The following is a 12,134-nucleotide window of genomic DNA, read 5'->3' on the forward strand; positions in this document are numbered from 1 at the left end:
GTGGACCAGATCCATCGCCCCGCCCATACCCTTCACCATCTTGCCCGGCACCATCCAGTTGGCAAGGTCACCGGTCTTCGACACCTGCATCCCGCCGAGCACCGCGGTGTCGATGTGACCACCGCGGATCATGCCGAAGGAGAGAGCCGAGTCGAAGAACGCGGCGCCTGAATTGACGGTGACGGTTTCTTTACCGGCATTGATGAGGTCGGCATCGACCTGATCATCGGTCGGATACGGTCCGGTACCGAGGATGCCGTTCTCGCTGTGGAGGACCACCTTGACGCCCTCGGGCAGGTAACTGGGGATCAGAGTCGGCAGGCCGATGCCGAGGTTGACGTACTCCCCCGACCGCATCTCGGCGGCAGCGCGAGCGGCCATCTCGTGGCGAGTCCAACCGATACGGGTTTCCTCTGCACTGGTCACTTGGTGCCTCCTGAGACGGTCCGCTTCTCGATCCGCTTCTCCTGTGGGCCTGTGTGCACGACCCGCGCGACGAACACTCCAGGTAGGTGCACGTGTGCGGGGTCGATGTCGCCCGGCTCGACGAGGTTCTCCACCTGCGCGATGGTGATCCGGCCGGCCATGGCAGCAAGCGGGTTGAAGTTCATCGCCGTCTTGTTGAAGACGAGATTTCCTTCGGTGTCGCCGTAGTCCGCGTGCACGAGCGCGAAGTCAGCGGTGATCGCCTCTTCCAATACATACGTGCGGCCACCGAACACTGCCGTCGCCTTCGGTGGCGACGCCACGGCGATCGAACCGTCCGGGTTGTATCGCCACGGCAAGCCGCCCTCGGCGATCGGGGTGCCGACGCCGGCCGGAGTGTAGAACGCCGGGATGCCGGTACCGCCAGCTCGCAGCCGCTCGGCCAGCGTCCCCTGCGGCGTCAACTCCACTTCGAGCTCACCGGCGAGATACTGGCGCGCGAACTCCTTGTTCTCCCCCACATACGACGCCGTCACCCTGGCGATCCGGTGCGCGCCGAGCAGAATGCCGAGACCGTAGTCGTCGACACCGCAGTTGTTGGAGAACACCTCGAGATCGGTGGCGTCGCCGTCGGCGATCGCCGCGATCAGTGCGTCGGGAATACCGCACAGCCCGAAGCCGCCCACTGCGAGCCTGGATCCGCTCGCGATGTCGGCAACTGCCTCAGCTGCCGTATTCACGACTTTGCTCATCCGTTAGTTCTCCTTCTGCTGAAAGATTCCGGCTCGGTGAAGAAGCTTCTCGGCGTGACGGAGAACGGGAGCGTCGACCATCTTGCCCTCGAACGCGAACACACCACGTTCAGTAGACACCGCGGCAAGCACTCGTGTGGCCCAGTCGATCTCTTTTTCCGAAGGTGCGAAGGCCCCGCGGATGACCTCGACCTGACTCGGGTGGATCGCAACCTTCACGTCGAAGCCGACTGCGACAGCATCAGCGGACTCGACGCCCAGGCCTACGAGGTCCTTGATGTCGAGATAAACGGAATCGACAGCCAACCGGCCGTAGCTCTTCGCAGCCAGGAGAGACGTCGATCGGACGTGCTTGGCAACGTCGCGGTACGAACCGTTCGGGTGCCTGCTCGAATTACCGCCGAGACCGGCCACAAGATCCTCGGCTCCCCACATGACACCGATGGCGTTCGCAGCAAGCGCGATGTCGGCCACGGCGAGGGCTCCTCGCGGGGACTCGACGAGCGCAACCACGTCCGCCGGTGCGAGCGAGAGGACGTCCTCGGCCGATTCGCACTTGGACAGCATGAGACGCGAATAGTGTGTGCCGTCCAGCGCGATCAGATCGAGTTCGTGATCAGGTGTACCGACCGGATTGACGCGCACGACCGTCCGCTCCGGATCGAGAGGCGTGTCGATCAGGGCTGCACGTGCGGCTTCCTTGTCGGCCGGAGCCACACCGTCTTCGAGATCGAGGATCACGACGTCGGCAACAGCCGCGGCCTTCGCATAGCGCTCGGGACGATCCGCCGGGCAGAACAACCACGCCGGCCCCGGCGGCGTCCACATCACGAGGACACCTCTGCCGGACGCAGTTGCACCAGTGTCTTGCGCGTGGCCAGTGCGACGACGTCACCGTGCTGGTTACGCCCGGTGTGCACGAGCGTCACGATGCCTTCACCTGGACGGCTCTTCGACTCGCGCTTGTCCGCGATGAGCGTCTCGGCATACAAGGTGTCGCCGTGAAAGAGCGGCTTCGGGAAGCTGATCTCGGAGAAACCGAGGTTCGCCACGATGGTGCCCTGCGTCAACTGCGCGACGGACAGGCCGACGATGGTCGACAGGGTGAACATCGAATTGACCAGCCGCACACCGAATTGAGTGTCCTCGCTGTACGCGGCATCGAGATGCAACGCCTGCGTGTTCATGGTCAAAGTCGTGAACAGGACGTTGTCAGCCTCGGTCACCGTCCGGCCTGGGCGATGCTCGTAGATCGCGCCGACCTCGAACTCCTCGAACCAGAGCCCGCGCTGAGTGATCTTCTTGGGGTTCGTCACAGCCCTGCCTCACGAGCGATGAGCATCAACTGCACCTCGGTCGTTCCCTCACCGATTTCGAGGATCTTGCTGTCACGGTAGTGGCGCGCGACGGCGTACTCGTTCATGAAGCCGTATCCGCCGTGGATCTGCGTGGCGTCACGGGCGTTGTCCATGGCAGCTTCGGAGGAAATCAGCTTGGCGATGGACGCCTGCTTCTTGAACGGCTTGCCCGACAACATGAGTGCGGCCGCGTCGTAGTACGCGGTACGTGCGACGTGGGCACGAGCCTCCATACGCGCGATCTTGAACGCGATGGCCTGGTTGTGTCCGATGGGGCGACCGAACGCCTCGCGTTCCTTGGCGTACTTGATCGACTCGTCGACGCAGCCCTGGGCGGCACCGACGCTCAACGCGGAAATAGCGATGCGGCCTTCGTCGAGGATGCGCAGGAAGTTCGCGTAGCCGCGGCCGCGCTCACCGAGCAGATTCTCTTCGGGGACACGAACATCGGCGAACGTGAGCGGATGGGTGTCGGATGCGTTCCAACCGACTTTGTTGTACGCCGGTTCGGCCGTGAAGCCGGGCGTCGTGGTCGGCACGAGGATCGTCGAGATCTCCTTCTTGCCGCCGTCCTTGACACCCGTGACCGCGGTGACCGTCACGAGCTTGGTGATGTCGGTGCCCGAGTTGGTGATGAACTGCTTGTTGCCGTTGATGATCCACTCACCGCTGTCGAACTTCGCGGTGGTCTTGGTTCCGCCGGCGTCGCTACCCGCACCGGGTTCGGTCAGGCCGAAGGCAGCCAACGACTTGCCGCTGGTGAGCTGCGGAAGCCACTCCTGCTTCTGTGCCTCGTTACCGAAACGGTAGATCGGCATGGCACCAAGGGACACACCAGCTTCGAGAGTGATCGCGACGCTCTGGTCGACCTTGCCCAGCTCTTCGAGCGCCAGGCAGAGTGCGAAGTAGTCGCCGCCCATTCCGCCGTACTCCTCGGGAAACGGCAGGCCGAACAGTCCCATGTCGGCCATCCCGGCCACTACCTCGTACGGGAAGGTGTGGTTGGCGTCGTGCTCGGCAGCAACCGGTGCCACTACGGTCTTCGCGAAATCCGCAACCGTCTTGGCGAGCTGCTGGTATTCGTCCGGAAGCGCTCCGGTGGCAAGGTAATCGGACATCAGGCGTCTTCCTTCTGCGTCGTGTTCTCGGTCTTTACTTCTGCAGTCTCTTCGTCCGCGACAGGTACCACGCGGGCCAGAACCTGATCCACCATCACCTGATCGCCCTGACGGACAAGCACTTCCACGATCCCGTCGATCGGGGACGTCAAGGAGTGCTCCATCTTCATGGCCTCGACCACGACGAGTGGTTGTCCCGCGCTCACTGCCGCGCCGTTCTCGACGTTGACTGCGATGACGGCACCGGGCATGGGGCTGGCGATTTCGGCGTCACCGGCGTGCTTGTCCTCACCGCGAACGCTGACTTCGGCAACCTCGCGCACGTGCCAGGTTCCGCCGCCTGCCAGCCACAGACCACCATCGGTCTCGGCGACGACAAACGTGCGTCGACGTCCGTCGATCACCACCGCCAGTTCGGATCCCGTCAGGGTCGCGCTGAATGCGCGAGGCTGTGAACCTTCGACCTCGACCTTTGCATCCGCGGGAACGCCGACGATCGCAACGTGCGCCGTTCGGGTGCCGGCGGAGAGCCTGATGCTGGTCGGAGCGGGAGTTCCGACGCGCCACCCACTCGGGACATCCCAGGGATCAACGCATTCCGAGGTTGTCCACCGCGAGAGCCAGCGATACGCCGCGGCAGCAATGAGCACCTCGTCGGAGGCGTCGGCTGCGACAAAGTCTTCGACGCGACGATCGAGCAGACCGGTGTCGAGGTTGCCCGCGATCACATCCGGATCAGCGAGGAGGAACCGTGCGAATTCGATGTTGGTCACGACTCCGAGCACTGCGGTGTCACCGAGTGCGCGATCGAGCTTGCGCAGTGCGCCCGCGCGGTCGGGAGCGTGGGCGATGACCTTGCTGAGCATCGGGTCGTAGTCACTGCCGACGACGGTGCCCGCGAGCAGTCCGGAATCGACGCGCACGCCGGAACCTGACGGCTCGACCAGATCGACGACGCGGCCGCCCGTCGGCAGGAACCCACGGCCCGGATCCTCCGCGTACACACGAGCTTCGATGGCGTGCCCGGTCAGCGTGATGTCACTCTGGGAGAAGGCCAACTTCTCCCCTGCTGCCACACGGACCTGCCATTCGACCAGATCCAGTCCGGTCACCATTTCGGTAACGGGATGCTCGACCTGGAGGCGGGTGTTCATCTCCATGAAGAAGAACTCGTCCGGCTTGTCGGCGGAGACGATGAACTCCACGGTGCCGGCGCCGGTGTAATCGACGCTTCGAGCGGTGTTGCACGCTGCCGCGCCGATCCGGTCACGGGTCACCTGATCGAGCAGCGGCGAGGGAGCCTCTTCGATGACCTTCTGATGACGCCGCTGCAGGCTGCATTCGCGCTCACCGAGGTGAACGACGTTGCCGTGCTGGTCGGCGAGAACCTGGACCTCGATGTGCCGGGGCCGCAGGACGAATCGCTCGAGGAACAGGGTGTCGTCGCCGAACGACGACGCGGCCTCACGGCGGGCACTGCGAAGAGCCTCGGCCAGATTGGCCGGATCCTCGACCAGACGCATTCCCTTGCCGCCTCCGCCGGCCGAAGGCTTGACCAACACCGGGTAGCCGATGGCCTCGGCCGCTGCGATCAGTTCTTCGTCGGTCAGATTGGGGCGAGCGATACCCGGGACCACCGGTACGTCGAACGCGGCAACGGCGTTCTTCGCGGTGATCTTGTCACCCATCACCTCGATGGCGTGCTCGGAGGGACCGAGGAAGGCGATTCCGGCAGCCGCACAGGCAGCCGAGAACGCCGAGTTCTCCGACAGGAAGCCGTAACCGGGGTGAATACCCTGAGCACCGGTGGACTTGGCAGCGTCGATGACCTTGTCGATGACGAGGTAGCTTTCACGCGCCGCGGCCGGTCCGATGTTGACGGCAGTGTCGGCCTCGCGGACGTGGCGAGCATTCGCGTCGGCGTCGCTGTAGACGGCGACGCTGCGAATTCCCAACTCACGCAACGTGCGGATCACGCGAACCGCGATCTCACCGCGGTTGGCCACGAGAACAGTATCGATAGTGCGCAACTCAGTCATTTCGCTCACATCCGGAAGACGCCGTAGGAGACCGGCTCGATCGGCGCGTTCGCGCACACCGAAAGGGCCAGGCCGAGAACAGTTCTGGTATCTGCGGGATCGATGACACCGTCATCCCACAGCCGCGCAGTGGAGTAGTACGGATTGCCCTGAGCCTCGTACTGCTCGCGGATCGGCGCCTTGAAGGATTCTTCGTCCTCGGCCGACCACGGATTACCCGCGCTGTCGAGCTGGTCACTACGAACCGTCGAGAGCACCGACGCGGCCTGCTCGCCGCCCATGACCGAGATGCGCGCGTTCGGCCACATCCACAGGAAGCGAGGTGAATACGCGCGTCCACACATGGAGTAGTTGCCGGCGCCGTACGAGCCGCCGATGACGACTGTCAGCTTGGGGACCCGTGCACACGCGACTGCCGTGACCATCTTGGCGCCGTGCTTGGCGATGCCGCCGGCCTCGTAGTCGCGTCCCACCATGAAGCCTGCGATGTTCTGCAGGAACAGCAGCGGCACACTGCGCTTGTCGCACAGTTCGATGAAATGTGCTCCCTTCATGGCGGATTCGCCGAAGAGCACGCCGTTGTTGGCGATGATGCCGACCGGGTGGCCCTCGATGTGGGCGAAACCGGTGACGAGCGTCTTGCCGTATTCAGCCTTGAACTCCTGGAACGCGCCACCGTCAACGAGCTTGGTGATGACCTCGTGCACGTCGTACGGAGTACGGGGATCAGTCGGAACGACGTCGTACAGCTCGCTCTGATCGGCGACGGGCGGAACCGTGGAGATGACGTCCCACGGGCGCTCGGAGCGGGGGCCGAGCGTGGCAATGATGTTGCGCACGATCCGAAGTGCGTCGCGGTCATCCTCGGCCAAGTGATCGGTGACGCCGGAAACCTTGGAGTGCAGGTCGCCGCCGCCGAGCTCTTCGGCCGTCACGATCTCACCGGTGGCAGCCTTCACGAGCGGCGGTCCGCCGAGGAAGATGGTGCCCTGGTTGCGGACGATCACTGCTTCGTCGCTCATCGCGGGCACGTAGGCGCCTCCCGCGGTGCATGAACCGAGAACTGCGGCGATCTGGGGAATCCCCTTGGCGCTCATGGTCGCCTGGTTGTAGAAGATCCGGCCGAAGTGCTCACGGTCCGGGAAGACCTCGTCCTGGCGCGGCAGGAAGGCGCCGCCGGAGTCGACGAGGTAGATGCAGGGAAGGTTGTTCTGCAGCGCAACTTCCTGCGCGCGCAGGTGCTTCTTCACCGTCATCGGGTAGTAGGTGCCGCCCTTGACCGTCGCGTCGTTGGCAACGATGACGCACTCGCGACCCGACACACGGCCGATACCGGTGATGACGCCGGCGCCCGGGCACTCGTCGTCGTACAGGCCGTTGGCCGCCAGTGGGGACAGCTCGAGGAAGGGGCTGCCCTGGTCGAGCAGCGAGTCGACGCGATCTCGCGGCAGCAACTTCCCTCTGCTCACGTGACGCTCGCGAGAGCGCTCGTTGCCACCCAGCGCTGCTTGCGCCAGTTTCTTCTTCAGTTCGTCCACCAGAACGGTGTGATCGGACCGGTAGCCCGATCCTTGCGTGATTCCACTGGGAGTCATCCCGCCGCCTTCGCCATGAGTTAATGCTCGATAACTGAAACTAGATTAACTATGATTAACTGAGTTGTCCAGAACACAAGCGAAGAAAGATCGAGAGAATGACCTCTGAGCAGGTAGCAGCTCCGACGCGACGCGATCAGATGAAGGCCGACCGTCGACGTCAGCTCTTGGACGCCGCCGCACGGTTGATCGCCGAACGCGGATTCGTGAGTGTGCGACTCGAAGACCTCGGCGCGGCCGTCGGTATCAGCGGCCCGGCCGTGTACCGGCACTTTCCGAACAAGGACGCCGTCCTCGTGGAACTTCTCGTCGGCATCAGCACGCGCCTGCACGAAGGAGGTTCTGCGGCAGCGGAGGCAGCGGACTCACCGAGCGCCGCACTCGACGCACTGGTGGAGTTCCACCTCGACTTCGCACTGGGCGAGCCGGACCTGATCCGCATCCAGGACCGCGACCTCGAAAGCTTGCCGGCCGACGCGCGTCGACAGGTACGCCAGACGCAGCGCAAGTACGTCGAGGTCTGGGTCGGGGTGCTCGAGCAACTCGATCCCCAACTCGATCAGGCGGACGCACGAATCAAAGCGCATGCCACCTTCGGTCTGATCAACTCGACCCCTCACAGCGCCAACCCCGCTTCGCCGGCACGCGCGCGTCGAGTCCTGCGGGATATGACGCTCGCCGCACTGCGCACCCACTGAAACCGGACACGGCACAATCGGTGGCAGACTGGTTACACCAGCTAACAGATGAGGGTGCCGAACGTGGAAGACAGCAGTGGGGTCAGCAGGGCCGATTTCGCCGAACTGCGGACCGAGTTCTCCCGCTTCATGATGTTGTACCAATTCGGAATCTCCGAACTTATGACCAAGGTGAACATCCTCAAGGACGAGTTCACTCACATCAATCAGTACAGCCCCATCGAACACGTCACGTCACGGGTCAAGTCACCGGACAGCATCCTGCGAAAGGCTCAACGCCTGAACGTCCCGCTGACGATCGACGACATCTCGAAGAACATCTTCGACATCGCTGGAGTACGTATCACCTGCAGCTTCATTTCCGACACGTACCGAATCGCCGAGATGCTCACCAGCCAGACGGACCTTCGGGTGATCGAGCGCGAGGACTACATCGCCGATCCGAAACCCAACGGCTACAAGAGCTTGCACTTGATCGTCGAGGTCCCGGTTTTCATGAGTGACCGCGTCAGGCACGTACCGATCGAACTTCAGATCCGCACGATCGCGATGGATTTCTGGGCGAGCCTCGAACACAAGATCTACTACAAGTACAACCGCGAGGTTCCCGTCGAACTCCTCGACGAACTCACCGAGGCTGCAGCCGCGGCACACCGCCTGGACGTCAAGATGGAACGACTCAACGACGAGTTCGCCAAAATCAAAGCGCTACCGCATCCTGACGACGAAATCCTCGAGCAGGATCTGCCGGCGCAGTTCCTCGAGGCGCTGCATCTTCAGCGACGGGCGCTCTGAATTCGGTCCCCCCCTGAGCGAACGCGCCTTTCGGCGCATCTGAGGCACGAAAGTGCCGTTCGCTCACAACTGGGGTCGGACAACTAGGGCAAACAAAAAGAAGTGCGCCCTCCCGAACTTCGGGAGGGCGCACTTCTCGAATTGGGTCGGCTTGCTATTTCTTGCCAGTGACGGCGCTGTAGCCGATCGAGAGCACGGCCGCCGCGGCGATGCTGATGATCCAGCGGATCCAGTCGATTCCACCCGTGTCGCCCTTGTCCGAGATCGCCCCCCAGACCCAGTACCCGATAAGCGCTCCGGCGATACCCAGCACGACGGTCACGATCATGCCGTACTGCTGCTTACCTGGCAGTACGAGACGAGCCAGGATTCCGATGACTGCGCCGAAAATGATGGTTCCGATAATTTGCCCCATGACAGCCCCTCTCACACGTCGTGCATGCACGCGGACGGAAGATCACCGCTCAGGGAAACAATAACCACAGTCACACACAACTGTCGCTTGTTGACCGAATTGTTGTCCGAGATGCAACCTCGACGCGTTACATCCACGACATTCGCGAGTTATTTTTTCGCAATCAAGCGGACCTACCGTTCCCATCCATGCCAACTTCCGTAAAACTGCCGAACAGCGAGCTCGCGCGACTCGCCAACAAGCCGCCCTGGTACCGATCACTGTTCGTGCAATTGATCGCCGCTATCGTCATCGGTGTTCTCATCGGCTGGTTGTGGCCGGAATTCGGCGCGAACCTCAAGCCCCTCGCCGACGGGTTCATCAAGCTGATCAAAATGCTGATCGCGCCGATCATCTTCTGCACCGTTGTGATCGGGATCGCCCACGTCGGGGATCTGAAGGCCGTAGGGCGTATCGGCGTCAAAGCACTCATCTACTTCGAGGTCGTGACCACCTTCGCCCTGTTGTTCGGGCTGCTCATCGGAAATCTGATGAAGCCGGGTGCGGGATTCGACATCGATCCGGAGACGCTGGCGAACGGTGCGGACGCCGTGGCAGCCAAGACCGGAAGTGGCGAACTTCCCCACACCGTCGAATTCCTGCTCAATATCATTCCGGTGTCGATAGTTTCGGCCTTCGCCGAGAACGCACTCCTCCAAGTCCTCTTCTTCGCCGTACTGTTCGGGCTCGCATTGGCCAAGGCGGGCGAGAGTGGACCACCGATCGTGTTCGAACTCGTCGATCGTCTGAGCCATCTGTTCTTCACGATCATCGGCTGGATCATGAGACTGGCGCCGTTGGGCGCTTTGGGCGCGATGGCGTACATCGTCGGTCAGTACGGGATCGCTTCGCTCGGAAGTTACGGAAAGCTGATCGCCGCATGCTATCTCGCCGCCGTCCTGTTCATCCTCATCCTGGCCGCGATAGTCAGGTACTTCGCGGGCGTGAACCTGTGGAAGTTCGTCAAGTACATCAAGGACGAACTCTTCCTCGCTTTGGGAACGGCGTCGACCGAAGTAGTTCTGCCCCGAATCATGGTCAAGCTCACCAACGCCGGATGCTCGCGCACTACAACAGGATTGGTGGTGCCTACCGGCTACTCGTTCAATCTCGACGGCGCGACGCTGTACCTGTCGATCTGCATGCTGTTTCTGGCGCAGGCACTCGGCGTGGACCTGACACTCGGTGAACAGATCACTGCCGTCCTGGTTCTGATGCTCACCTCGAAGGGAATGGCCGGCGTGCCGGGATCGTCATTCCTGGCGCTGTCGGCCACCGTGGCCGCAATCGGTCACGGCGCAATTCCAGTTGCCGCAGTCGCTCTCCTACTGGGCGCCGATCGAATCATGGATTCGATGCGGGTGTCGGTGAACCTGCTCGGGAACTGTGTCGCAACCTTCGTGGTCGCCAATTGGGAGGGGCAGCTCGACAAGGAGCGCATGCGCCGAGTGCTCGACGGAGAAGACGTTCCACCGCTCGAGGAAGTCGATCCGATCACCGGGAAAACTGTTCCGGCACCCGAAGCCGAGGGCGCCGTGCCCCGTTGAGGAGATGGTGACCACCGGCTGCGCGTCGGAATCGGTGCTGAAGGTTCGCGGGGACGTACTTGACCGGAATACTCAGACCAGCACGCCCGAACGCAAATATTTGCAGGGGGTGGCGAGCTTGCCGACTAAGGACTGGTGAATTCACAGATATTCCACGTGCGCTGGGCTAACTCGGCACCAGGGAAAGCATCCTCCACTATCTCAATATTGCTACGCGGTTGCCATTGTTCAGATCCGAAGATCAGCGAACTGCCAGCATTATGTTTGCCGAAAATAGAAGGACTAAAGTCCACTGTTCAGCCGACAAACAGACTCGAGTGAGCAAAGAATCAAACATTGCGGAAACCATTCTTCCGAACACAGAAACGCGCATCTAGCTGCACTTATGTCGACTCCTCGACGGAGTGGGCATTTGCAAAAATGACCGAAATCTCACCACTCCAAATTGCCGAAACGGACACCCATTGCTATCGTAACCTTTGCGAAGGACTGGACTAATTGCCCAGCAAAGGAGCCAAGTGACCGAGTCCATGCAAGAAATTGAACACTTGTCCACTAATCGACTCTCCGTGGTTGTTCCAGTATTCAACGAAGAAAACTCCCTTTCGAACTGCATCGAGCGCTTACTGATCCAGTCCGAAATCGACGAGATTCTGGTCGTCGACAACAACTCGACGGACAGCACCGCATCGATCATTCACAAGTTCGCCGAGAAGCACGACCGAGTGAGATATGTCTTCGAGGCCCGGCAAGGCGTCGTTCATGCGCGGAACGCCGGCTTCGACGCCTCGACCGGCAACATCATCGGTCGGATCGACGCAGACACGCGGGTCCAACCGGGATGGGCCCGTGCGGTCAAAGGTTTCTTCCAGCGCAGCACTGCGCATTCAGCGGTCGCCGGACTCACCTATCTCTTCGAATCGCCGTTTGCCCGAATCCACCGTTTCGCACTGGACCGTCAGGTCAAGCAGGGAAAGTTCGATTGCGAACGTCAAGTACTTGCTGTCGCCGGAGCAAACATGGCGATCAGAAAAAGCGCATGGCTGGCCGTCCGCGAGCGAGTCAGCGACCGGCCGGACATCCACGAAGATATCGACCTTTCACTGTGCCTTCGGAAGGAAGGGATGACGATCGGTCAGATCGCCGACATGCGAGCAGAAACGTCCGGTCGACGCGGTGAAACCCCTCCGTTGGAGTACCTGAAGTACAACCAGGCATCCGAATCGGTTTTGCACCTTCACAACATCATGAATTGGCGCCTCAAACTGACAATCTGGGGCGACTCGATGCTCCACGCGCTCATGTGGCCCGTTTACCGCCTCTACAACTTCGAGCAGGAGCGCCTGGAGTTC

The 12,134-nt window shown here is 61.9% G+C and carries 12 protein-coding genes; 4 read left to right on the forward strand and 8 right to left on the reverse strand.

Annotated features, from left to right (window positions below):
- The 7 genes from A2J01_RS27390 to A2J01_RS27420 form a co-directional block, all read right to left on the reverse strand.
- On the reverse strand, window positions 1–381 hold a 381-nt coding region (locus A2J01_RS27390), incomplete at its 3' end, for a CoA-transferase (protein ID WP_331715345.1).
- 41 nt (window positions 382–422) lie between these two features.
- Entirely contained in the window at window positions 423–1,178 is a 756-nt protein-coding gene (locus tag A2J01_RS27395; protein ID WP_007730192.1) for a CoA transferase subunit A, read from the reverse strand.
- A 3-nt stretch (window positions 1,179–1,181) separates the two neighbouring features.
- Window positions 1,182–2,009: an HpcH/HpaI aldolase/citrate lyase family protein gene (locus A2J01_RS27400; RefSeq protein WP_042453310.1), complete on the reverse strand. Its 828-nt coding sequence runs from the start codon at window positions 2,007–2,009 to the stop codon at window positions 1,182–1,184.
- Entirely contained in the window at window positions 2,006–2,494 is a 489-nt protein-coding gene (locus tag A2J01_RS27405) for a MaoC family dehydratase (RefSeq protein ID WP_003942078.1), read from the reverse strand. The genes A2J01_RS27400 and A2J01_RS27405 overlap by 4 nt, the downstream gene beginning before the upstream one ends.
- Window positions 2,491–3,654 carry an acyl-CoA dehydrogenase family protein gene (locus tag A2J01_RS27410; RefSeq protein ID WP_007730190.1) on the reverse strand — a complete coding sequence of 388 codons (1,164 nt, stop codon included), beginning with the start codon at window positions 3,652–3,654 and terminating at the stop codon, window positions 2,491–2,493. Before A2J01_RS27410 ends, A2J01_RS27405 begins: the two co-directional genes overlap by 4 nt.
- Window positions 3,654–5,693, reverse strand: coding sequence for an acetyl-CoA carboxylase biotin carboxylase subunit (locus tag A2J01_RS27415; protein ID WP_064113993.1), 2,040 nt, complete (start codon window positions 5,691–5,693; stop codon window positions 3,654–3,656). The genes A2J01_RS27410 and A2J01_RS27415 overlap by 1 nt, the downstream gene beginning before the upstream one ends.
- Before the next feature lie 5 nt (window positions 5,694–5,698).
- Window positions 5,699–7,288, reverse strand: coding sequence for a carboxyl transferase domain-containing protein (locus A2J01_RS27420; protein WP_042453308.1), 1,590 nt, complete (start codon window positions 7,286–7,288; stop codon window positions 5,699–5,701).
- 98 nt (window positions 7,289–7,386) lie between these two features.
- On the opposite strand from A2J01_RS27420, the gene A2J01_RS27425 reads away from it, so the two are divergent.
- On the forward strand, window positions 7,387–7,986 hold the full coding sequence (locus A2J01_RS27425) for an SACE_7040 family transcriptional regulator (protein ID WP_003941968.1): 600 nt from the start codon (window positions 7,387–7,389) through the stop codon (window positions 7,984–7,986).
- Window positions 7,987–8,034: 48 nt separating this feature from the next.
- The gene (locus A2J01_RS27430; RefSeq protein WP_024487832.1) at window positions 8,035–8,781 is read left to right on the forward strand and encodes a GTP pyrophosphokinase; all 747 of its coding nucleotides are present in this window, start codon (window positions 8,035–8,037) and stop codon (window positions 8,779–8,781) included.
- 154 nt (window positions 8,782–8,935) lie between these two features.
- Here A2J01_RS27430 and A2J01_RS27435 read toward each other — a convergent pair whose 3' ends face one another.
- Window positions 8,936–9,196: a GlsB/YeaQ/YmgE family stress response membrane protein gene (locus A2J01_RS27435; RefSeq protein ID WP_003942027.1), complete on the reverse strand. Its 261-nt coding sequence runs from the start codon at window positions 9,194–9,196 to the stop codon at window positions 8,936–8,938.
- 188 nt (window positions 9,197–9,384) lie between these two features.
- Here A2J01_RS27435 and dctA point away from each other — a divergent pair, with 188 nt between their 5' ends.
- Together dctA and A2J01_RS27445 are read left to right on the forward strand one after the other, a co-directional pair.
- The gene (gene dctA, locus A2J01_RS27440; protein ID WP_054186883.1) at window positions 9,385–10,782 is read left to right on the forward strand and encodes a C4-dicarboxylate transporter DctA; all 1,398 of its coding nucleotides are present in this window, start codon (window positions 9,385–9,387) and stop codon (window positions 10,780–10,782) included.
- A 569-nt stretch (window positions 10,783–11,351) separates the two neighbouring features.
- The coding region (locus tag A2J01_RS27445) for a glycosyltransferase (protein WP_231915926.1) at window positions 11,352–12,134 on the forward strand (783 nt) is incomplete at its 3' end.

The sequence above is a fragment of the Rhodococcus sp. EPR-134 genome (assembly GCF_001647205.1).
Classification (GTDB): Bacteria; Actinomycetota; Actinomycetes; order Mycobacteriales; family Mycobacteriaceae; genus Rhodococcus_F; species Rhodococcus_F qingshengii.